Below are 21,168 nucleotides of genomic sequence, written 5' to 3' on the forward strand. Positions count from 1 at the left end.
CTAATGTCAAATTAAGCAGGCCGGAGTCGCGATGGTCTTGCGGCGAGTCGTGCCGGTGCGGGGATGGGGCGTGTTGTTAACCGAAATCGCTAAGCAACCCCCCGCGCAGTGCCTTGCGCTGCCAGCGACTCGGGGCAATCTTGGCGGACGATGACGCGTTCCCCAACCAGTCCGGTCACTGCCGTGCTCGGCCCGACCAACACCGGCAAGACGCACCTGGCGATCGAGCGAATGGCGGCGCATTCCAGCGGCATCATCGGCTTCCCGCTGCGGCTGCTGGCGCGTGAGGTCTATGATCGGATGGTCGCGCTCAAGGGGCCGAAGGAAGTGGCTTTGGTCACGGGCGAAGAGCGCATCGTCCCGCCCGGAGCGCGCTGGTTCCTGTGCACCGCCGAATCGATGCCGCTCGACCGCGAGGTGAGCTTCGTTGCGCTCGACGAGGGGCAGCTCGGCGCCGATCCCGAACGCGGCCATGTCTTCACCGATCGCATCCTGCGCGCGCGGGGCCGCGACGAAACGATGATCCTGGGGTCGGACAGCCTGCGCCCGGTGCTGCGCAAGCTGGTGCCCGACGCGGAGATCATCACCCGCCCGCGCTTCTCGACGCTGTCCTATGCCGGCGCCAAGAAGCTCTCGCGCCTGCCCAAACGCTCGGCCATCGTCGCGTTCAGCGCGGAGGAGGTCTATGCCGTGGCCGAAGCGCTGCGGCGGTTGCGCGGCGGCGCGGCGGTGGTGATGGGGGCGCTGTCCCCCCGCACCCGCAACGCCCAGGTCGCGATGTTTCAGGCGGGCGAGGTCGATTATCTCGTCGCCACCGACGCGATCGGCATGGGCCTCAACCTCGATGTGCGCCATGTCGCCTTTGCCAGCTTCAACAAGTTCGACGGCCGCCGCCAGCGCCGCCTGACCATCGCCGAAATGGCGCAGATCGCCGGGCGCGCCGGACGGCACCAGCGCGACGGCACCTTCGGCGCCTTGGTCGAGGAAGGCCCCGGCGCGTTCACGCCCGAGGAAATCGCGGCGATCGAGGGGCATCGCGTCCCCCCGCTCGAACATCTCTACTGGCGCGAGGGCGAGCCGGACCTGTCCGGCATCGACGCGCTGATCGCCAGCCTCGAGGCCAAGCCCGACCACATGATGCTGCGCGCCGCGCCCGAGGCGACCGACCTGATGGTACTCAAGCGCCTTGCCGACGAGGATTGGGTGCGCGACCGCGTCCGCTCGCCGCGTGCCGTCGCGCGGCTGTGGGCAGCGTGCGGCCTGCCCGATTTCCGCAAGCTCGGCCTCGACCCCCACACCCGCTTCGTGTCGCGCGTGTTCCGCCATCTGAGCGAGGGCCGCGGGCATATCCCGCACATCTGGTTCGCCGACGAGATCGCTCGGCTCGACCGCATGGATGGCGATGTCGAAAGCATCGCCGGGCGGATCGCCGCCGCGCGCAGCTGGGCCTATATCGCGCACCGCGCCGACTGGCTGGAGGATCCGTCGCACTGGGCCGACCGCACCCGCGCGCTGGAGGAAAAACTGTCCGATGCGCTCCACGCCAGCCTCACCCAGCGCTTCGTCGACAAGCGCACCACCGTGCTGCTGCGCCAGATCGGCGCGGACGCCTCGCACCTGCCCGTCGTGATCGGGCCGGAGGGTGAGGTGACGGTCGAGGACCATGTGCTCGGCCAGCTCAGCGGCTTTCACTTCGCGGTGTCGCCCGATGCGCGCGCGGGGGACAAGCGCATGCTGCTCGCCGCCGCCGAGAAGGGCCTCGCCCCCGAACTGCGCCGCCGCGCCGCCGACTTGGCGTCTGCGCCCGATGACGCGCTGTCGCGGGTCGGGGCGGAGGTGCATTGGCGCGGCGCGCGCGTCGCGCATCTCGACGCCACCGCCAACCCGCTGCGGCCCACGCTGCGCCTGTGCCGCACGCTCGACAGCCTGGATCCGCCCGCGCGCAACGCCGTCCGCGCGCGCATCGCCGCGTGGCTCGAGGCGCGCATCGCCGCCGAACTGCCCGATCTCGCCGCACTCGATGCATTGAGCCGCGATGCGACTGCTGGCAGCCGCGTGCGCGCGCTCGCCGGTCAGCTGGCTCAGGCCGGCGGGCTGCTGCCGCGCCGCGCCGCGGGCGCGCTGGTCGAGGCGCTCGACGCCGATGATCGCAAGCGGCTGCGCAAGGCGGGGCTGGTCATCGGCACGCTCGACCTGTTCATGCCCGGCCTGCTCAAGCCGCGCGCCGCCTCCGCGCGCCGCGCGCTGCTGAACCTGGGCGAGGGACCGGCGGATGGCGCCAGTGTGCTTCCCCGCGCCGCGCCCGGCGCCTCGCTCGACCATGGCTATCGCCCGCTCGGGCAGCAGGCTGTGCGCATCGACCTGGCCGAGCGGATCGCCCGCGCCGCGCATGACTCCAGAAAGGGGCGCGCGCCCTTCGCGCCCGATCCCGCGCTCGCCACCTCGATGGGTCTGACCGCCGACACGCTGGCGCGGCTGATGGCGCAGCTCGGCTTTCAGGCGCTGCGCGGACGCGAAGGCCAGCCGCAGCGCTGGGTGTGGAAGGGGCTGACCCCGCTCGCCAAGCCCAAGCCCGCCCCGCGCGACAATGCCTTTGCGGCGCTTGCGGATCTGATCGATGGCTGACGCGATGCGGCTCGACCGCTTTTTGTGGTGGTCGCGCATCTCCGCCTCGCGCAATTTCGCCCGCGCGCTCGCCGAATCCGGGCATTTCCGCATCGATGGGCGCCGCGTCGAGCGCGCGCACCTGCCGGTCCGCCCCGGCAACGTGCTCGCCTTCGTCACCCATGGCGGAAAAGTGCGCGTGGTGCGGATTGAGACGCTACCGCACCGACGCGGCCCGCCCGCCGAAGCGCGCGACTGCTACACCGAACTCACGCCGGGCGCTGCCCCCGCCCAAGATTGAGAATGTATCGCAGAAAGCGCGTCTTGATTGACCTTGCCGAGAGGCTTGCATAGCAGAAGGCGATAGATCACCGCCCGCCAGGGGCGCATGAGGGGCCGTACCTGCCATGACCTATGTCGTCACCGACGCCTGCATCCGCTGCAAATATATGGACTGCGTCGAGGTGTGCCCGGTCGACTGCTTCTATGAGGGCGAGAATATGCTCGTCATCAACCCCAGCGAGTGCATCGATTGCGGCGTGTGCGAACCGGAATGCCCCGCCGAAGCGATCCTGCCCGACACCGAAAGCGGGCTGGAACAGTGGCTGGAGCTCAACAACACCTTCTCGGCGCAATGGCCCAACGTCACGCGCAACGCCGGCCAGACCCCCGAAGACGCCGACGCGCACAAGGGCGAAGAGGGCAAGTACGAGAAGTATTTCTCTCCCGAACCCGGCGCGGGCGACTGAGGGTTCAGCCGGGCCGGACTCAGGCCGGCCACGGCACCCGTCAACAAAGCTGCACCTAAAACAGACACGCCCGCGCACCCTGCAATCCCCATGGATTCCAGGGTGGTAATTTTATTGCATCTGTGTTAAACAGCGCGCCGAACGTGAGGAATCGCGTTTCGGTACTGGAGACCGTTGTTGATTTGCCCCGAACCGGCTTCACCCGCCCGGTAACCGCACCGGGCCCGTGGCGCAATCCCTTCAGGGGCGTGAGTTCAAAAGAAAGGCTTCCCGCACATGGCTGCCAAGGCGCTGTCCTTCGATGTCGGCGATTATGTCGTATACCCCAAGCACGGCGTGGGCCGTGTGATCGAACTCCAGAAACAGGAAATCGCGGGCATGCAGCTTGAGCTGTACGTGCTCCGCTTCGAAAAAGAGAAAATGACCCTGCGCGTTCCGACCAACAAGGCGGAAAGCGTCGGCATGCGCAAGCTGTCGAGCGACAAGACGCTGCGCGAAGCGCTCGACACGCTCAAGGGCAAGCCCAAGGTCAAGCGGACCATGTGGTCGCGCCGCGCCCAGGAATATGAAGCGAAGATCAACTCGGGCGACCTTGTGTCGATCGCCGAAGTGGTCCGCGACCTGTTCCGCGCCGACGACCAGCCCGAGCAGAGCTATTCCGAACGCCAGATCTTCGAAGCCGCCGCCTCGCGCCTCGCGCGCGAGCTCGCCGCGATGGAACAGATCGACGAGAAGGCTGCGCTCGAAAAGCTGCTCGACATCCTGCGCGCCTCTGCCGCGATCTACAACAAGGACAAGGCGAGCGCCTGATCGCGCGACGCCGGTCCGGTAGCGACAAGGGCGGTCCTGCGGGGCCGCCCTTTTCATTTGCCCTATGCGCGCGCAACGTGTATTATCGCACCAATACACATGGGAGAGACCCGATGACCCGCTTCCGCATCGCACTTGTCGCCACCGCCGCGCTGTCGCTGTCGGCGTGCAATTTCGCCAGCGGCATGAGCGGCGATGTCGTTCAGCCGAGTGGCCAGGGCACGACGCGGAGCTTCCAGGTCGCCGACTTCACCGGCGTGTCGCTGCGCGGCGCCGATGATGTCGAAGTACGCACCGGCGCCTTCGCTGTCACCGCCGAGGGTGACAGCGCGTTGCTCGACCGGCTCGAAATCCGCAAGGACGGCGACACGCTGCGCATCGGGCGCAAGGATGGCGATTGGAACTGGGGCGGAAACAAGGGCGCGAAGATCATCGTCACCCTCCCCGCGCTCGCCAGCGCCGACATCGCCGGATCGGGCGACATGACGATCGACCAGGCCAAGGGCGATTTCGATGGCGCCATTGCCGGGTCGGGCAACATGACCATCGCCGCGCTGGCGGGGGGCAAGGCCGATCTGGCGATTGCCGGATCGGGTGACGTGACGATCTCCGGCGGGACCAGCTCCGCGCTCGACATCTCGATCGCCGGGTCGGGCAACGTCACCGCGACCGGCCTCAAATCGGCCAAGGCCGATATCTCGATCGCCGGCTCGGGCAATGTCCGCGCGCAGGTCAACGGCCCGGCCGATATCTCGCTGATCGGATCGGGCGATGTCGAACTGACCGGCGGCGCAAAGTGCTCGGTCAGCAAGGTGGGCTCGGGCGACGCGCGCTGTAGCTGAGTCACGTCACTTGCGCGGGGCGGGCAATCGGTGCGATGCCCGCCTTATGCGCTTGCTTGCTCTCCCCATCCTGTTGCTCGCCTCGGCGGCGGCACCCGTTCCGCAGGCGTCGGAGAGCAACACCGTCATGCTCACCGGCTTCGAACGGCTGCGCGTCGATGGGCCGTTTCTGGTCAAGCTGATCGATGGCCAGCCGCCCAAGGCGGTGATCACCGGCGACCGCCGCGCGCTCGACCAGGTCAGCGTCCGCAACATGGGTGGCCAGTTGGTCATCGGCCCCCGCAACCAGACGTTCGAGGGGTGGAACGAGGCGAGCGGGCCGCTGACGATCACCGTTGGTGCACGCGGGCTGCGCGGTATCAACATCAATGGCGGCGGTTCGGTCGAGGTCGACCGGATCGCGGGGCAGCGGATCGACCTGGGCGTCAATGGCGCGGGGTCGCTCAACATCGCACAGCTCGACGCAGACCAGCTCGCGGTCACACTGACCGGCACCGGCGCGGTGCGAATCAAGGGCGGCATGACCCGCACCGCCCGCTTCGGCAGCTATGGCGCAGGATCGATCGACGCGACCGGCATGCGCGTCAACGATCTGATCATCCAGTCGCAAAGCGCCGGGGACAGCCGCTTCACCGCTCGCTACACCGCCCAGATCGCGTCGCTGGGCACCGGCGCCGTGCGCGTTACCGGCAACGCCGCCTGCCTGATCAGCGGGCCCGGGCCCGCCAGCTGCACCGGCAAGACCGAACGGCGGAGATAATGGCCATCCATCCTCTCCCTGGCGGGAGAGAATAAGATCCACTCACGCCGCAATCGGAAAGCGCAGCAGCCGGTCTTCCAGCGGCACCAGCGCCTGTGCGCCGCGCCCGACTGCGCGGACGATCTCCGGATGGTCGACATCCAGCCCGCCGGTCAGCGCACCGAATGCCGGCAGGATCAGCTTGGTCCCGCTCGCCACGAAACAGCGCCGCGCCACCGCGCGGCCGCGCGCACGAATGCGCAGCTTGGGGTGGAAATGCCCGGACAGTTCGGGCCGTAGCTCGCCCGGCTCGGCTTCGTGCCGCAGCAACAGGCCATCGACCTCGGCCTCGATCGCGACGCGCCCGCCGCAATGATCGATCGCCACCTGTTCGGCCAGCGCCGCATCGTGGTTGCCGGTGATCCACGTCCAGTCCAGCGCGTCGGTCAGCGCCCGCAGCCGCTGCTGCGCCACCTCCGGCAGGCGTTGGCACCCCGCCGAATCATGGAAACTGTCGCCCAGGCACCACAGCTCGCGAGCCTGCGTCCGCGCGACCAGCGCCGCGAGCGCGTCGAGCGTCGCCAGGCTGTCATAGGGCGGCAGCAGCTGCCCCCAGCGGGCGAACCAGCTCGCTTTCTCGAAATGCAGATCGGCGACGATCAATGCCCGCCGCGCCGGCCAGAACAGCGCCGCCTCGGGCAGCGCGCATAACTCATGGCCGGCGAACGAAAAGGGAACCATGCGCCCGCTATCGCGCGCGCGGCGCGGCGCGTCAACCGATCCGCGTGCCGGTTTGCGGCACGCTGCTGCGCGTCATCATGAAGCGCACGCGGCGCGCCGGGAAATCGATCTCGACCCGGCGGAACGCGCGCAGCGCGTCCATGCCCAACATCAATGCCGGGCGCTCCTCCAGGCCGAAATGGGCAAAGGGCGGGATATCGGCAAAGGCGACCGGTACGCCGCTCATCCGCACACCGCCGATGCGGACATCGTCGGCGATGTGATAATTGACCATCATCTTCTCGCCGGTCACGCTGGTCAGCTCGATCGGGCCTTCCATCCTGATCTTGCGCAGCCGGCGCTGCAGCGCCAGGTTGCCCATGCTGATCTGCGACCCGGTGTCCAGGACAACGGTAACGCGCTGTCCCTCGAACTCCGCCTCGGTCACGATCAGCTGGCCCATGCGGCTGCGCGCGACGACGACGATCTCATCTGCATCGCGACTATAGACGCTGGGCCGCGACACGCCGCGCGACGGACGCACCGTCATTTCCTGCCGCGTGAAGTCGATCGCGACCATATGGCCCTGCAACTGATCGACCCCCAACAGCCCATGCGCGCCAAGATGCACGGCCTCCAACGCCGGGGCGTGGAACGCGCCCCGGTCGCGCACCGGCCCGACGCTGAGCGAGGGAACGATGACGGTCGATACCCGCGCGCTCCCGGTCATCGTGGTCAGCCGTACCTGAGGCCCTGCGGCCAGCCGCAACCGCTGCGCCAGCTGGCGCGACACCACCGATCGTTCGGCACCGGTGTCGATCACGAACGGCTGGGTTGCCGCGCCCCCGATCGAAACCGGGACGGTCATGCGCGTCGCGAGCGTCCCCAGCGCGACCATCTCGCCATCCGCCTCAGCCGCCGACGGCGCAGGCGATGCCGTCTCGGGCGCAGGTTGTGCGCCAAAGACTGCAAAAAGCGGCATGAGGAGAAGTGACCGCATCGCGCGATCCTACACCTCCCGATGCTGCGCAGCAATTGCCGTTTGTCGGACCGGCGTTGGCGGGCGCGCGATGCTCAAGGCACGGCGCGAAACCCCGCTCAATCCACCCGCATCGCCTCGACCGCCAGCGCCTCCGCCTCGATCAGCATCGCGTCCTCCGCTGCGCCCTGCGCCACCGTCTCGCGCCCGATCATGATCAGCACCGGCACTGCCATCGGACTGACGCGATCGAGGTCGACATGCACCATCTGCTCCGCCGCGGTATCGAGCAGATGCGCGAGCCGCCCGACATCGGTCATCCGCGCGCGCGCATCGGCCCAGGCGGCTTTCAGCAGCAGATGATCCGGCTCATATTTGCGCAGCACGTCATAGATCAGGTCGGTCGAAAACGTGACCTGCCGCCCGGTCCTCTTCTTCCCCGGCTGCTGCCGCTCGACCAGCCCGCCGATGATCGCCACCTCGCGGAATGCGCGCTTGAGCAGCGCCGACCCCTGCACCCAGTCGACGAACTCATCCTCCAGGATATCGGGCGAAAACAGCGCCACCGGATCGGTGATCGGCTCCAGCCCGTACACCGCCAGCGCATAGTCGTTCGCGACGAACCCGATCGGCTTGAGCCCCAGCGCCTCCATCCGCCGCGTCACCAGCATGCCGAGCGACTGATGCGCATTCCACCCCTCAAAGCTGTACACCACCATATGGTGCCGCCCCTCATGCGGGAAGGTTTCGACCAGCAACCGCCCGGGCGCTGGCAGTTGCGAGCGGCGCTGCTGCACCTCCAGCCATTCGCGCACATCGTCGGGAAAGCGCGCCCACTCCGCCGGATCGGCCAGGAATCGCCGCACCCGCTCCGCCAGTGTCGAGCTGATCGACAGCCGCAGCCCGGTATAGGACACGATCCGCGCCGGTTTCGCGGTCGCGCGCACGATCACATCGGTCAGCTCGACCCGCTCGACCTCGACCGCCATTCCCGCGAAGAAGAAACTGTCACCGGGCGACAGCTGCGACCCGAAATTCTCCTCGACCTTGCCCAGCCGCCGCCCATTCTTGAACCGTACGTCCAGCATCGGCGATTCGACGATGATTCCGGCATTCAGCCGATGCTGCGCAACAAAGGCGGGCTTGGTCACCCGCCACAGCCCGTCCGGCGTGCGCGTCAGACGCTTGAACTTGTCGTATGCCCGCAGCGCATAGCCACCATCGGCAATGAAATTCAGCACGCGGTCGAACGTCTCGGCATCCAGCGCCGAATAGGGCAGCGCGCCCTGCACCTCGCGCAGCAACACCCCGGCCTCGAACGGCGCTGCGCACGCGACACCCATCACATGCTGCGCCAGCACGTCGAGCGCGCCGGGGCGGAAGATATCCGGATCCAGATCGCCCGCCTCGACCGCGTCGAGTGCCGCACGCGCCTCCAGATATTCGAAGCGATTGCCCGGCACGAGCACCGCCTCGCTCGATTCGTCCAGCCGGTGATTGGCGCGCCCGATCCGCTGCAACAGCCGCGAGCTGCCCTTGGGCGCCCCCATCTGGATCACGCAATCGACATCGCCCCAATCGACGCCCAGATCGAGGCTGGCGGTCGCGACCAGCGCGCGCAGCTTGCCGTCGGCCATCGCCTGCTCGGCCTTGCGCCGCGCCTCCAGGCTCAAACTGCCATGATGCACTCCGATCGGCAGCTGCAGATCGTTCGCCTTCCACAGATTCTGGAACACCAGTTCGCACAGGCCGCGCGTGTTGCAGAAGACGATGGTGGTGTTGTGCGTTTCGATCTCCGCCATCACCTGCGGAATGGCATAGACGCCGCTATGCCCCGACCATGGCACGCGCCCCTCTGGCAGCAGGATCGCGATATCGGGGTCCGCTCCCTTCTCGCCCACCACCAGCTCGACCGAATCGATGTCGCCATGCGGCGCGAGCCACGCGCGATAGCCGTCGGGGTCCGCCACCGTCGCCGACAGCGCCACGCGCCGCATCTCCGGCGCAATCACCTGCAACCGCGCCAGCGCCAGCGCCAGCAGGTCGCCACGCTTGCCGGTGGCAAAGGCGTGGACCTCATCCACCACCAGCGTTTTCAGCCCGGCGAACATGCGGAAACTGTCCTCATAGGACAGCAACAGGCTCAACGATTCTGGCGTGGTCAGCAGGATCTGTGGCGGCCGCGCGCGCTGGCGCACCTTCTTCTCATGCGACGTATCGCCCGTCCGCGTCTCGACCCGGATATTCAGCCCCATCTCCTCGATCGGGGTGAGCAAATTGCGCTGTACGTCCACCGCCAGCGCCTTCAACGGCGAGATATAAAGGGTGTGCAGCCCATCGGTCGGCGCTTCGATCAGTTCGCTCAGCGTCGGCAAAAACCCCGCCAGCGTCTTGCCCGCTCCCGTTGCCGCAACCAGCAGCGCATGGCTTCCCCGCCGCGCTGCCGCCAGCATCTCCAACTGATGCCGCCGCGGCGCCCATCCGCGCGCCGCGAACCAGTTCGTCAATGGCGCCGGAAGATCGCTCACGCGCAACGTCTTAGCGCAGGCTTACGGCTCGCGTCGCGTATCCTCTTCATTCTGCGCATCATACATCTCGCGCGTCGCGTCCTCGGTGCGCTGCTTCTCCCGCGCACTCGTGCGATTGTTGAGGATCGCCCACAGGATCACCGCGCCCAGGATGATCGGGCCGAGGATCGTCATTACGCCCCACAGGCCGCCGCCACTGTCCACCATGTCATCATCTCCTTCGCTGCCACCTCAACGAAAGCGGTCCGCGATTGATCCGACTGGAACCGAGCGGCACGCTCGCGCATATCGCATCCATGGCACTGGGCGACTGGATCACTCCGCATCCCGAAGGCATCCATGTCCCTGGCCCGGACATCTGGATCGACCCCTCGCAACCCAAGGCCCGCGCCTTCGTCACCCACGGCCATGCCGATCACGCACGCGGCGGGCATGGCGAGGTATGGGCGACCCCCGAAACCCTCGCGATCATGGAGGCGCGCTACGGCCCACAGACCGGCCGCCCGGTCGCCTATGGCGAAACCGTGAAGGCGGGGGACGTCGAGATCGGCTTCGTCCCCGCCGGCCATGTCCTCGGCTCGGCGCAGATCGTGCTCGACCATCGCGGCGAGCGCATCGTCGTCTCGGGCGATTACAAACGCCGCCCCGACCCGACCTGCGAACCCTTTCGTCCCGTCAAATGCGACGTGTTCGTGACCGAAGCGACCTTCGGCCTCCCCGTCTTCCGCCATCCCGAAACCACCGACGAGATCGACAAATTGCTCGCCGCATTGCGCGCCGAACCCGAACGCTGCGTGCTGGTCGGCGCCTATGCGCTGGGCAAGGCGCAGCGGGTGATCGCCGAACTGCGCGGCATGGGGTTCGACGACCCGATCTACATCCACGGCGCGCTTCAGCGGCTATGCGACCTGTACATCGACCATGGCGTCGCGCTCGGCGAACTGCGCCCCGCCACCGGCGTCGCCAAAAAGGAGCTTCAGGGCCGCATCATCCTCGCCCCGCCCGGCGCGCTCAACGACCGCTGGTCGCGCCGCCTGCCCGACCCGGTCACCGCGATGGCGAGTGGCTGGATGACCGTCCGCCAGCGCGCGCGCCAGCGCAACATCGAACTCCCGCTGATCCTGTCGGACCATGCCGACTGGGACGAACTCACCACGACCCTCCGCGAAATCGCGCCAAAGGAAGTCTGGGTCACCCACGGCCGCGAAGACGCGCTGGTCCACTGGTGCCGCAACCACCAGATCAAGGCGCGCGCCCTCGAACTTTCGGGCTATGAGGACGAGGATGACTGACATCCGCAACATCGTGATCCTCACCGGCGCCGGCATCTCCGCCGAATCCGGCGTCGCCACCTTCCGCGGCCCCGGCGGGCTGTGGGAAGGCCACCGCGTCGAGGATGTCTGCACGCCCCAAGCGCTCGCGCGCGACCCCGACCTCGTCCACCGCTTCTACGACGAGCGCCGCGCCAATCTGGCCACGGTCGAACCCAACGCCGCGCACCACGCGCTCGCCCGGCTCGACGCGCAGTGGCAAGGCGAGCTGCTGCTGGTCACCCAGAATGTCGACGACCTGCACGATCGCGCCGGATCGAAACGCATGCTCCACATGCATGGCGAGCTGAAGTCCGCCCTGTGCGCGCTGTGCGGCGTGCAGAGCGAATGGCCCGACCCGCTCCCGCCCGGCACGCCATGTCCATCCTGCGACGCCCCCGCGCTGCGCCCCGACATCGTGTTTTTCGGCGAGATGCCCTATCACATGGAGGTGATTGACGCCGCGCTGGCCCGCGCCGACCTGTTCGTGTCGATCGGCACGTCGGGCGCGGTCTATCCCGCCGCCGGCTTCGTGCGCACCGCGCGCTACCACGGCGCCGACACGCTGGAACTCAACCTCGACCGGTCGGAGGGCAGCGCGTGGTTCGCGGAAAGCCGCCTCGGCCCCGCAGGCACACTGGTACCTGAATGGGTGAACTCGCTGCTCGTCTAGTCGACCCAATCCAGCCCGATCTCGCGATACAAAGACCGATCCTCTTCCCAGCCCGGCCGCACCTTCACATGCAGGAACAGCTGGACCTTGACCCCCAGCAGGTTCGCCAGTTCGGCTCGCGCGCGCGACCCGATTTCCTTGATCTTCGACCCGCCCTGCCCCAGCACGATCGCGCGCTGCGTCGGGCGCTCGACCAGGATCTGCTGGTAGATCTCGACCGACCCGTCGGGCTTTTCGGTATAGCGCTCGGTCTCGATTGCCGTGGCATAGGGCAGTTCGGCGTGGAGCAGGTGATAGAGCTGCTCGCGCGTGATCTCCGACGCGAGCATCCGGTCGGTCGCGTCCGACACCTGATCCGCCGGGAAATGCCACGGCCCCTCCGGCATGCGCTTGGCCAGCTCCGCCTTGAGCTCCGCTACGCCGTCCCCGGTCGTCGCCGACACGAAGAACGTATCCTCGAACTCGGCCAGCTCATTCAGGCTCGCTGCATGGCCCAGCAGGCGCGGCTTGTCGGCGATATCGACCTTGTTGAGGATCAGGATCTTGCGTTCACGCCGGTCCTTCAGCCCCGCGACGACGCTGCGCACCTTCGGCCCGATCCCGCCCTTGCCGTCGACGACCAGCGCGATCAGGTCCGCGCCCTGCGATCCTTCCCAGGCGGCGGCGACCATCGCGCGGTCCAGCCGCCGCGCCGGATCGAAAATCCCCGGCGTATCGACCAGCAACAGCTGGGCATCGCCCTCAATCGCGATCCCCATCAGCCGCGCGCGCGTCGTCTGCGCCTTGGGGCTGACGATCGCCACCTTCTGCCCGACCAATGCGTTCACCAATGTCGACTTGCCCGCATTGGGCGCGCCGACCACGGCGATCAGGCCGCATTTTTGTGCTTCGCTGTCCAAAACCACTCCGTCCAAAATTCATCGTCACCCCGGCCTTGTGCCGGGGTCCACCCATCCGCGGGCGCATCCATTGACGTTATAGCACAGGCGCCGGACCCCGGAACCAGTCCGCCGAGCCACCTTATTTCTGCAGCACCGCCAGCAACGCCGCCGCCGCGGCAGTCTCGGCTTCCTGCTTGCTCGATCCCGTTCCTTCGGCCTCGGCCAGCTTGGCGATCTCCGCCTTCACGCGAAAACGCGGCGCATGGCCCGGCCCCGATCGTTCGACCAGCACATAGTCCGGCGCGCGGCGGTTGTTCGCCGCCGCCCACTCCTGCAGCGCGGACTTGGGATGCTTGGGCGCCGCCGACTGATTGTCGATCCGGCTGTCCCACAACCGCCGCACCAGCGCCCGCGCCGCGTCGAACCCCTGGTCGAGGAAGGTCGCGCCGATCAGCGCCTCCATCACGTCGCCCAGCACATTGTCGCTGTCCGACGCGCCATCGTCGCGCGCCTGCTTGCCGAGCTTCAGATGGCGCGGCACCCCGATCTCGCGCGCGACCTCGGCACACATCTGCCCGGTCACCAGCGCGTTGAAGCGCCGCGACAATTTCCCCTCGGGCTCCCCCGGAAAGCGCGCATACAGCCATTCGGCCAGCGTCAGCCCCAGCACCCGGTCGCCCAGAAATTCCAGCCGCTCGTAATTGTCCGCGCCCTGGCTGCCATGCGTCAGCGCACGGCGATAGACCGCCAGATCGTCCGGCGCATGGCCCAGCACCCCGGCCAGCCAGCCGGGCAGGTCGTCACTCAAAAGCCTTCCCCGATCCGCTCGAACCGCGCCGCGCTGAACCAGGTCCAGGGCAGCACCCAGCTGGCACTGCCATCGGTCGACCAGAAGCTGACCACCGCCTTGCCCTGGATATTCTCCATGGGCACGAACCGGATGCCGCGCTTGTTCTCGCCATCGATCATCAGCGGCTCGAACCGGCTGTCGCTCGAATTGTCTCGGTTATCGCCCATCAGGAACACATGGCCGGCCGGCACGGTGAAGATTTCGGTATTGTCGCCCTCGCTCCGCCCGGCGTCGAGCACGTCATAGCTCTTCCCGCCCGGCAGCGTCTCGCGATAGCGCGCGATGCGGCACACCGGCGTGCCGTCCGCCGCCATTTCGATCGTCGGCGCGTCGCAATCGGCGTTCGGCGTCATCGGCAGCACGAAATCCGCCACGCGCTGCTTCGGGATCGCCTGCCCGTTCAGGATCAGCTGACCGTTGCGCATCTGCACCGTGTCGCCCGGCACGCCGATCACGCGCTTGATCCAGTCGGTCTTGGCGTCGGGCGGCGCCTTGAACACCACGACATCGCCGCGCGCCGGATCCTTGGCGAACACGCGCCCCGGGATCAGCGGCAGGCTCCACGGCAGCGAATGCCTGGAATAGCCGTAATTCCACTTGGTAATGAACAGATAGTCGCCGACCAGCAGCCGCGGCAGCATCGACCCCGACGGGATGCTGAACGGCGCGAATACGAAACTGCGCACGATGAACACCAGGATTACCAGCTTCACCAGGAAGCTGATCGTATCCCGCAGCTCTGAGCGCGGCTTCAGGGTCTCGGCGGGGGCGGCGGTCTGCGCCGTGGCGGAATCGTCCATGTTGCTGCTGTGCTTTGGGTGTGTGGCATCGTCAAGGCACTCTTGCGGTGCAGTTACGTGGCGCCGTGACTTCTCCCCTCCCTGCAAGGGAGGGGTCGGGGGTGGGTCTAGCGGCGTGCGGGGCTCGACGCCCCGCACGCCGCTTGAGGCGAGCGAACGGGTCTTTTAGGCGCGCAGACGCGCGCACCCACCCCCAGCCCCTCCCTTGCAGGGAGGGGAGTTCCAACTGGCGAAGCCTAAGCCATCACGCTACACGCGCCGCGACCCAAAAGGAGACAGGCACATGGCGACCCCCGACTGGAGCGCGATCGAATCGCTGCCGCGCACCCCGCTCAATGACCTGTTCGCCACTGACGCGAACCGCCTCGCATCGTTCACCACCGATGTCGCGGGCATCCATTTCGACTTTTCCAAGACGCATCTCGACGCCACCGCGCTCGACGCCTTCACCGCGCTGGCCAAATCCGCAGGCTTTGCAGCGAAGCGCGACGCGCTGTTCGCCGGCGATGTCGTCAACGTCACCGAAGGTCGCGCGGTCGAACATACCGCCGAGCGTGGCGAAGGCAGTGAGGACAGCGTCGCGCGCGCCGCCGCCTATCACGGCCGGATGCGCGGCCTGATCGACGCGATCGAGGCGGAGGCACTCGGCCCCATCCGCCACATCCTGCACATCGGCATCGGCGGCTCCGCGCTGGGGCCGGAGCTGCTGATCGACGCGCTCGGCCGGGACATGGACCGCTACGACGTCGCCATCGTCTCCAACATCGACGGCTGCGCGCTGGAGGAGGCGATCGACGCCTTCGACCCGCACGCCACGCTGATCGCGGTCGCGTCGAAGACCTTCACCACCACCGAAACCCTGCTCAACGCCACCAGCGCGCTCGACTGGATGCGCGAACATGGGGTCGAGGATCCCTATGGCCGCGTGATCGCGCTCACCGCCGCGCCGGACAAGGCGGTCGAATGGGGCGTCGATGAAACCCGCATCCTGCCCTTCGCCGGATCGGTCGGCGGGCGCTATTCTTTGTGGTCGTCGATCGGCTTCCCCGCCGCGATCGCGCTCGGCTGGGACGCGTTCGAAGCGATGCTCGATGGCGCGGCAGAGATGGACCGCCATTTCCGCCTGACCGATCTGCGCAGCAACGCGCCGGTCCTCGCCGCCTTCGCCGACCTCTATTACACCCAGAATCGCGGCGCCCAGACGCGCGGCGTGTTCGCCTATGACGAGCGCCTGCGCCTGCTCCCCAGCTATCTGCAACAGCTCGAGATGGAATCGAACGGCAAGTCGGTCACCGCGGACGGCCAGCCCGTCGGCCGCGCCACCGCGCCGATCACCTGGGGCGGCGTCGGCACCGACGCGCAGCACGCGGTGTTCCAGCTGCTGCATCAGGGCACCCACCTGATCCCGCTCGAATTTCTGGCGGTGATCGAGGGCGGCGACACGCTGGCCGAGGATCACCACCGCGCGCTGCTGCTCAACTGCTTCGCGCAGGGTGCGGCGCTGATGGCCGGCCGCGCCAATGACGACCCCGCCCGCGCCTATGCCGGCGACCGCCCGTCGATGACGCTCCTGCTCGACGAACTCGATCCCTACACGCTCGGCGCGCTGATCGCCTTCTACGAACACCGCACCTTCGTCAGCGCGGCGCTGCTCGGCATCAACCCGTTCGACCAGTTCGGCGTCGAGCTGGGCAAGGAAATGGCCAAGGCCGCCGAGCGCGGCGGACAGGATTTCGACCCCTCCACCGAGGACCTCATCCGGCGGGCGTTCGGCTGATGTCCGACGAAGACTATGTCTATGACGAGGCGAGCGGCGAATGGGTCCCCGCCTCGCAGGCGGCTGCGGCTCCGGCGGAGGATGTGGTCGAAGTCCGCGATTCGGTCGGCAACGTGCTTGCCGACGGGGATCAGGTAACGCTGATCAAGGACCTCACCGTCAAAGGCGCAGGGCAAACCCTCAAACGCGGCACCCTGATCAAATCGATCCGACTCACCGGCGACAGCCAGGAGATCGACTGCAAGTTCGACGGCATCAAGGGCCTCGTCCTGCGCGCCGAATTCGTCCGCAAACGCTGACAATCACCCCATCGTCACCCCGGACTTGTGCCGGGGTCCACCGCGAGGCGTTGCACGAAACGCGCGGCTTGAGCGCCGGAAGCGCGGCACCGTGGACCCCGGAACAAGTCCGGGGTGACCAACGGAAGGGTGCAAACCCACCCCCTCCGTTGGCAATCCCACCCCAGCCCCCTATCTCCCGCTCCGACGACCCAACAGGAGCCCGACATGGCCGATTACGACTACGACCTCTTCGTCATCGGTGCAGGCTCGGGCGGCGTCCGCGCCAGCCGCGTTGCCGCCGCGCACGGTGCAAAGGTCGCGATTGCCGAGGAATATCGCGTCGGCGGCACCTGCGTCATTCGCGGTTGCGTGCCCAAGAAGCTGCTCGTCTATGGCGCGCATTTCGCCGAGGATCTGCACGACGCGCGCCGCTTCGGCTGGAACGTCCCCGAATGCGATTTCGACTGGGCGGTGTTGCGCGACAATGTCCTGTCGGAGGTCGACCGGCTGAACGGCGCGTACACCAACACGCTCGACAGCCACGGGGTCGAGATTGTCCACGAACGCGCCACCGTCTCCGGCCCGAACGAAGTCACGCTGGCCAGCGGTCGGAAAATCACTGCAGGCAAGATCCTGATCGCGGTCGGCGCGCGCCCGCTGGTCCCCTCCTGCCCCGGCCACGAACATGGCATCACCTCGAACGAGGTGTTCCACCTCGACGCGCTGCCCAAGCGGGTGCTGATCGCGGGCGCGGGCTATATCGCCAATGAATTTGCCGGCATCTTCAACGAATTCGGCAGCAAGGTGACGCTGATCAACCGCTCCGACGTCATCCTGCGCGGCTATGACGAACAGATCCGCGACCGGCTGCTGCAGATTTCGATGACCAAGGGCATCGATTTCCGCTTCCACGCCGAATTCCGCGGGATCGAGAAGAATGCCGACGGCAGCCTCAAGGTCAGCATGACCAACCATGACGACATGGAGGTCGACTGCGTCCTCTTCGCCACCGGCCGTGTCCCCAACACCGATGGCCTGGGCCTCGCCGAAGTCGGGGTCGAGCTGGATGCCAAGGGCGCGATCGTGGTCGGCGCGGACAACAAGTCGTCGGTCGAGTCGATCTACGCCGTCGGCGACGTCACCAACCGCGTCCAGCTGACGCCGGTGGCGATCCGCGAGGGTCAGGCGTTCGCCGACACCGTGTTCGGCAACAAGCCGACCACCGTCGACTATGGCTGCATCCCCTCGGCCGTGTTCAGCCACCCGCCGATCGCCGGCGTCGGCATGACCGAGAGCGAGGCGAAGCAGAAATTCGGCGCGGTCAAGGTCTATACCTCCGACTTCCGCGCGATGAAGAATGTGCTGGCGGGCCGCAACGAACGCGCGCTGTACAAGATGATCTGCGAGCCCAATTCGGGGAAGGTCCTCGGCCTCCACATGATCGGCCCGGACGCCCCCGAAATCCTTCAGGCGGCGGCAGTCGCGGTCAAGGCGGGCCTCACCAAGGACGATTTCGACCAGACCGTCGCGCTGCACCCGTCGATGGCGGAGGAACTGGTGTTGATGAAGTAGGCTCGACTCGGCGCGTCAGGCATAGGTCTTGTCGCCTAACGCGGCGTTGGTGATCGACTCCAGCATTGCGTGGCTCATTCCGGTGCTCCCGCCGAAATGCCACCAATTCAGCCCCGCGATCCGCCCGAAATCCCGCCAGCCTGCCAGAAACTCGTCCAGCTTCGCCTCCGCGGCCGCCTGACTGAACCCGCTCTCGCCCCAATAGGCCTGGCCCGTCAGGATCAGCGGTTTGGGCGACGTCGCCGCCAGCCGGGCCCAGCGGTCCAGGCAGAGTTCGGCATAGCCATGCGCCTTGCCGATCGGATAGTTCGTGCCGTCAGGCCGCTTGAACTGCTGCACCATCTTCGAGTTGGGATAGTTGAACCAGTAGATTTGCGGTGCGAACGCGTCGACATGGGGCAAGGCTGCGGACATCAGCTGCGGTTCGTGCCAGTCGACCAGCGCAAAGGAAGATACCGCAAAGGACCCGACGACACCCTTGCGCACCGCCGCGCAAAAGGCATCGACCTCCAGCGAGGTCCAGACCGAGTTGTTATGCCCCGGCTCGATGTCCGCGATATAGTCCTTCAGGCCATAAGTGTTCAGCGCCTTCAGCGCGATCGCCGCCTCCCCTTTAGGATCTTCGCCCTGCACCCAGCCCCATCCGGCGACTGCGATGCCTGCACTCTGCAACGCCGCAATCAGTGATTTGCTCGCGGCCTGCGTCGGCGCGGCATCGGCCTTCCGCCCGTGGATCCGCACCCAGGCGTGGGACATCCCCGCGCGCACCATGGCCGCCGCGACATTCGCCGGACTGCCATAGTCGGCGATCGTCGCGGCGGAATTGTAGATGAAGGTGCCATGTTTCCGGAACGCCTTGGCCAGCCCGCCCGCGACCGCCTCCGCCAGCGGATCCGCATCGCCGGCATCGCCCTTCAACGTCTCGATCACGCAGATATAGGGATTGGTCGCACGCTGCCTCACCAGTCCCGCCGCCGTCAGTTCGATTTCGGTGCGACCAACCGAATTGCCTTCGTTGCCACCGACCGTGACGGCATATGTCTTGCCGTTGCGCCGGACCAGATCGACGACGATCGCGCTGTGCGACGCATAATTGTCACTCGCCCGCGCATCGGCGAAGCCCTTTGTTCCGCCCATGCGGTTGGCGACGATCAGGTCGCCGATTTGCGGAGGCCGCGCGTCGATCGGTCTCCCCCGGAACACACCCGTGCCCGCATCGGCGTTCAGGATCGCGCGTTGCGTGAACACGGCGTGCCGAATCGAAAAGTCGAACTCGGCCGACGTCGCACCTGCGCGCAAGACGCACCACGATACGAATGTGGCAGACCACGCCCAGCTCGAAATGTCCTGAGACATCTTCCAGCCGAGCCTGTCGGCGGGGTCCGCGACGGCAAGGTCGGCCAGATAGGTTTTGTAGATCCGGTCGCGCAGTCGCCTGTCGGATTCAGGAACGCCGCCATAATCCTGATATTCGCGGCGCGCAACGGATGCGAGCATTTGTGCATAAGCTGTCGATGGCATCGCTTATCGTCTCCGTAAAAGACAAGATACGCATACCTAAATATCGATCAAAGAACACACGTTGCGACATTCGACAGGATCACATCCGAATCTGCCGGACTTAACGACTATTACTATAGCCGAAACGATTTTGGAAGCATTCAAGCCCCCTCGCGCAACAACGCATCCGCTTCGCTGTCCGCCTCGCCCTCACCCGCAATCGCCCGCGTCGCGCCGACATCCATCGCGACATTGCCCAGCGTGCGGAAGATGTCCGGAATCGTCTCCACCGCCACCAGCAGGCCCAGCGGCGCGATCGGCACGCCCATCGCGATCGCGATCGGCGCGATCGACGACACGAAGCTGATCGTCCCGGGCAGCCCCACCGCGCCCATCGTCGTGATCGCCGCCGCGGCCCAGCCCGCCGCGATCTGCCCCGCGGTCAGCTCGATCCCGAACCAGTGCGCGACATAGATCGCGACGGCAAAGTTCATCGCCGGCCCGGTCCAGCGGAACAGCGCGACCGCCAGCGGCAGCACCACCCCCGCACGCGCCACCGGCACGCCGAGCGACTCGGTCGAGCGCAGCATCGCGGGAAGGCTGGCAAGCGAGCTTTGCGTCGACGCCGCGACCACCTGGCTCGGCAGGATCGCGCGGATGAACCGCCCCGGCGTCACCTTCGCCACGCCCCAGGCAAAGGGCACGGCGAGCAGCCACAGCACGATGCCGACGGTGCACAGGATCGCGACATAATGGAGCAGCGCTCCGAACGCCGCCGTCCCCGCCCGCGCGCCGACGACATAGGCCAGCGCCCCGACCCCGATCGGCCCCAGCCACAACACCCAGTTGATCACGACCAGCATCGCATTGCCGATCGCCTGGAAAAACCCGGTCAGCCGCTCGCGCTCCTCGACCGGCAACCGCGTGATCGCAAAGGCGAAGACGGTGGTGAACAGGATCATCGGCAGGAACGCGTCATTGACCGCCGACGCGATCGGGTTGGACGGCACCAATGCCACGAGGAAGGCAGAGAAGGGCGGAATCTCGCCGGTCGGCGGCGCCGTGCCCAGTGCCTCACTCAACGCGGTGCCGAGATCGGCCCCCAGCGGAAACACCGACAACAGCCCCAGCGCGATCGCCCCGCCCAGTGCCGACGAAATCCACAACAGCACAATGAAGGTGATGAACGCCCGCGTCGCCAGCGTGCTCGCCCGCGCCGCCTCCGCCGTCGCGGCAATGCCGGTGATCAGCAGCGAGACGACCAGCGGCACGATCGTCATCTGCAGCGCGTGCAGCCACATTGTGCCGATCGGCTGGACCCAGTCGGCGGCGACCAGCGCGCGGTCCGGCGCAATCGCGGCGGCGCCAACCCCGATGGCAAGCGCCAGAATGAGTGCAACGAAGATACGGGTTGCTTGCGACATGCTCGCCCTTGCGAAAAAGCGGCGCTATGACCGCGCCCCGGGAATTGGCTTGTATCGAGATTCAGTTCAGGCTGAGCCGAAAGTGGTGGTTCTGTACGACCCGGAGCGCAGCGTACTCAAGGTACGTGA

At 67.1% G+C, this 21,168-nt stretch carries 20 protein-coding genes; 11 read left to right on the forward strand and 9 right to left on the reverse strand.

Translation table 11 applies throughout. The features are described from left to right. The first annotated feature begins 150 nt into the window (after window positions 1-150). From ACO05N_RS03560 to ACO05N_RS03585, 6 genes are all read left to right on the forward strand, one after another. On the forward strand, window positions 151-2,625 hold the full coding sequence (locus ACO05N_RS03560) for a helicase-related protein (protein WP_422055814.1): 2,475 nt from the start codon (window positions 151-153) through the stop codon (window positions 2,623-2,625). Between the two features lie 4 nt (window positions 2,626-2,629). Continuing rightward, window positions 2,630-2,905 (forward strand): S4 domain-containing protein, encoded by a 276-nt coding sequence (locus ACO05N_RS03565; RefSeq protein ID WP_422055815.1) that lies wholly within the window; start codon window positions 2,630-2,632, stop codon window positions 2,903-2,905. A 106-nt stretch (window positions 2,906-3,011) separates the two neighbouring features. Beyond that, the gene (gene fdxA / locus ACO05N_RS03570) at window positions 3,012-3,353 is read left to right on the forward strand and encodes a ferredoxin FdxA (RefSeq protein WP_327516958.1); all 342 of its coding nucleotides are present in this window, start codon (window positions 3,012-3,014) and stop codon (window positions 3,351-3,353) included. A gap of 276 nt (window positions 3,354-3,629) precedes the next feature. Then, window positions 3,630-4,163 carry a CarD family transcriptional regulator gene (locus ACO05N_RS03575; RefSeq protein WP_422055816.1) on the forward strand — a complete coding sequence of 178 codons (534 nt, stop codon included), beginning with the start codon at window positions 3,630-3,632 and terminating at the stop codon, window positions 4,161-4,163. 113 nt (window positions 4,164-4,276) lie between these two features. Next, window positions 4,277-5,005 carry a head GIN domain-containing protein gene (locus tag ACO05N_RS03580; RefSeq protein WP_422055817.1) on the forward strand — a complete coding sequence of 243 codons (729 nt, stop codon included), beginning with the start codon at window positions 4,277-4,279 and terminating at the stop codon, window positions 5,003-5,005. 46 nt (window positions 5,006-5,051) lie between these two features. After that, on the forward strand, window positions 5,052-5,765 hold the full coding sequence (locus tag ACO05N_RS03585) for a head GIN domain-containing protein (protein ID WP_422055818.1): 714 nt from the start codon (window positions 5,052-5,054) through the stop codon (window positions 5,763-5,765). A 42-nt stretch (window positions 5,766-5,807) separates the two neighbouring features. On the opposite strand, the gene pdeM is transcribed toward ACO05N_RS03585, so the two are convergent. From pdeM to ACO05N_RS03605, 4 genes are all read right to left on the reverse strand, one after another. Continuing rightward, window positions 5,808-6,485, reverse strand: a complete 678-nt coding sequence (pdeM, locus tag ACO05N_RS03590) for a ligase-associated DNA damage response endonuclease PdeM (protein ID WP_422055819.1) — start codon at window positions 6,483-6,485, stop codon at window positions 5,808-5,810. A 31-nt stretch (window positions 6,486-6,516) separates the two neighbouring features. Continuing rightward, window positions 6,517-7,464, reverse strand: coding sequence for an aspartyl protease family protein (locus ACO05N_RS03595; protein ID WP_422055820.1), 948 nt, complete (start codon window positions 7,462-7,464; stop codon window positions 6,517-6,519). Window positions 7,465-7,562: 98 nt separating this feature from the next. After that, entirely contained in the window at window positions 7,563-9,971 is a 2,409-nt protein-coding gene (locus ACO05N_RS03600; protein ID WP_422055821.1) for a ligase-associated DNA damage response DEXH box helicase, read from the reverse strand. A gap of 21 nt (window positions 9,972-9,992) precedes the next feature. Continuing rightward, entirely contained in the window at window positions 9,993-10,178 is a 186-nt protein-coding gene (locus tag ACO05N_RS03605; protein ID WP_422055822.1) for a hypothetical protein, read from the reverse strand. Window positions 10,179-10,267: 89 nt separating this feature from the next. On the opposite strand from ACO05N_RS03605, the gene ACO05N_RS03610 reads away from it, so the two are divergent. After that, on the forward strand, window positions 10,268-11,263 hold the full coding sequence (locus ACO05N_RS03610) for a ligase-associated DNA damage response exonuclease (RefSeq protein WP_422058698.1): 996 nt from the start codon (window positions 10,268-10,270) through the stop codon (window positions 11,261-11,263). Continuing rightward, window positions 11,256-11,954 (forward strand): NAD-dependent deacylase, encoded by a 699-nt coding sequence (locus ACO05N_RS03615; RefSeq protein ID WP_422055823.1) that lies wholly within the window; start codon window positions 11,256-11,258, stop codon window positions 11,952-11,954. Before ACO05N_RS03610 ends, ACO05N_RS03615 begins: the two co-directional genes overlap by 8 nt. On the opposite strand, the gene era is transcribed toward ACO05N_RS03615, so the two are convergent. The 3 genes from era to lepB form a co-directional block, all read right to left on the reverse strand. Further along, on the reverse strand, window positions 11,951-12,853 hold the full coding sequence (era, locus tag ACO05N_RS03620; RefSeq protein WP_422055824.1) for a GTPase Era: 903 nt from the start codon (window positions 12,851-12,853) through the stop codon (window positions 11,951-11,953). The two genes, ACO05N_RS03615 and era, sit on opposite strands and share 4 nt — an antisense overlap. Before the next feature lie 121 nt (window positions 12,854-12,974). After that, on the reverse strand, window positions 12,975-13,643 hold the full coding sequence (rnc, locus tag ACO05N_RS03625; protein ID WP_422055825.1) for a ribonuclease III family protein: 669 nt from the start codon (window positions 13,641-13,643) through the stop codon (window positions 12,975-12,977). Then, the gene (gene lepB / locus ACO05N_RS03630; protein ID WP_422055826.1) at window positions 13,640-14,485 is read right to left on the reverse strand and encodes a signal peptidase I; all 846 of its coding nucleotides are present in this window, start codon (window positions 14,483-14,485) and stop codon (window positions 13,640-13,642) included. The genes rnc and lepB overlap by 4 nt, the downstream gene beginning before the upstream one ends. A 283-nt stretch (window positions 14,486-14,768) precedes the next feature. Between lepB and pgi the strand changes: the two genes are divergently transcribed. From pgi to gor, 3 genes are all read left to right on the forward strand, one after another. After that, window positions 14,769-16,262, forward strand: coding sequence for a glucose-6-phosphate isomerase (gene pgi / locus ACO05N_RS03635; RefSeq protein WP_422055827.1), 1,494 nt, complete (start codon window positions 14,769-14,771; stop codon window positions 16,260-16,262). Continuing rightward, window positions 16,262-16,561: an alkylphosphonate utilization protein gene (locus tag ACO05N_RS03640; protein ID WP_422055828.1), complete on the forward strand. Its 300-nt coding sequence runs from the start codon at window positions 16,262-16,264 to the stop codon at window positions 16,559-16,561. Before pgi ends, ACO05N_RS03640 begins: the two co-directional genes overlap by 1 nt. 207 nt (window positions 16,562-16,768) lie before the next feature. Next, a complete protein-coding gene (gene gor / locus ACO05N_RS03645) occupies window positions 16,769-18,115 on the forward strand; it encodes a glutathione-disulfide reductase (RefSeq protein WP_422055829.1) in 1,347 nt (448 codons plus the stop codon). A gap of 15 nt (window positions 18,116-18,130) precedes the next feature. Here gor and ACO05N_RS03650 read toward each other — a convergent pair whose 3' ends face one another. Together ACO05N_RS03650 and ACO05N_RS03655 are read right to left on the reverse strand one after the other, a co-directional pair. Further along, window positions 18,131-19,612 carry a DUF2272 domain-containing protein gene (locus tag ACO05N_RS03650; RefSeq protein ID WP_422055830.1) on the reverse strand — a complete coding sequence of 494 codons (1,482 nt, stop codon included), beginning with the start codon at window positions 19,610-19,612 and terminating at the stop codon, window positions 18,131-18,133. A gap of 164 nt (window positions 19,613-19,776) precedes the next feature. Further along, entirely contained in the window at window positions 19,777-21,039 is a 1,263-nt protein-coding gene (locus ACO05N_RS03655) for a dicarboxylate/amino acid:cation symporter (RefSeq protein WP_422055831.1), read from the reverse strand. Window positions 21,040-21,168 lie beyond the last annotated feature (129 nt).

The organism is Sphingomonas sp., from assembly GCF_965227385.1.
Classification (GTDB): domain Bacteria; phylum Pseudomonadota; class Alphaproteobacteria; order Sphingomonadales; family Sphingomonadaceae; genus Sphingomonas.

Excerpts from the sequence above, each read along its gene's own strand:
- ACO05N_RS03605 (WP_422055822.1), bottom strand. The coding sequence starts at position 10,178 with ATGGTGGACAGTGGCGGCGGCCTGTGGGGCGTAATGACGATCCTCGGC.
- ACO05N_RS03560 (WP_422055814.1), top strand. The coding sequence starts at position 151 with ATGACGCGTTCCCCAACCAGTCCGGTCACTGCCGTGCTCGGCCCGACC.
- ACO05N_RS03615 (WP_422055823.1), top strand. The coding sequence starts at position 11,256 with ATGACTGACATCCGCAACATCGTGATCCTCACCGGCGCCGGCATCTCC.
- ACO05N_RS03595 (WP_422055820.1), bottom strand. The coding sequence starts at position 7,464 with ATGCGGTCACTTCTCCTCATGCCGCTTTTTGCAGTCTTTGGCGCACAA.
- ACO05N_RS03585 (WP_422055818.1), top strand. The coding sequence starts at position 5,052 with ATGCGCTTGCTTGCTCTCCCCATCCTGTTGCTCGCCTCGGCGGCGGCA.
- pdeM (WP_422055819.1), bottom strand. The coding sequence starts at position 6,485 with ATGGTTCCCTTTTCGTTCGCCGGCCATGAGTTATGCGCGCTGCCCGAG.
- ACO05N_RS03575 (WP_422055816.1), top strand. The coding sequence starts at position 3,630 with ATGGCTGCCAAGGCGCTGTCCTTCGATGTCGGCGATTATGTCGTATAC.
- pgi (WP_422055827.1), top strand. The coding sequence starts at position 14,769 with ATGGCGACCCCCGACTGGAGCGCGATCGAATCGCTGCCGCGCACCCCG.
- ACO05N_RS03565 (WP_422055815.1), top strand. The coding sequence starts at position 2,630 with ATGCGGCTCGACCGCTTTTTGTGGTGGTCGCGCATCTCCGCCTCGCGC.
- fdxA (WP_327516958.1), top strand. The coding sequence starts at position 3,012 with ATGACCTATGTCGTCACCGACGCCTGCATCCGCTGCAAATATATGGAC.
- ACO05N_RS03610 (WP_422058698.1), top strand. The coding sequence starts at position 10,268 with ATGGCACTGGGCGACTGGATCACTCCGCATCCCGAAGGCATCCATGTC.
- ACO05N_RS03580 (WP_422055817.1), top strand. The coding sequence starts at position 4,277 with ATGACCCGCTTCCGCATCGCACTTGTCGCCACCGCCGCGCTGTCGCTG.
- lepB (WP_422055826.1), bottom strand. The coding sequence starts at position 14,485 with ATGGACGATTCCGCCACGGCGCAGACCGCCGCCCCCGCCGAGACCCTG.
- ACO05N_RS03650 (WP_422055830.1), bottom strand. The coding sequence starts at position 19,612 with ATGCTCGCATCCGTTGCGCGCCGCGAATATCAGGATTATGGCGGCGTT.
- ACO05N_RS03655 (WP_422055831.1), bottom strand. The coding sequence starts at position 21,039 with ATGTCGCAAGCAACCCGTATCTTCGTTGCACTCATTCTGGCGCTTGCC.
- ACO05N_RS03640 (WP_422055828.1), top strand. The coding sequence starts at position 16,262 with ATGTCCGACGAAGACTATGTCTATGACGAGGCGAGCGGCGAATGGGTC.
- gor (WP_422055829.1), top strand. The coding sequence starts at position 16,769 with ATGGCCGATTACGACTACGACCTCTTCGTCATCGGTGCAGGCTCGGGC.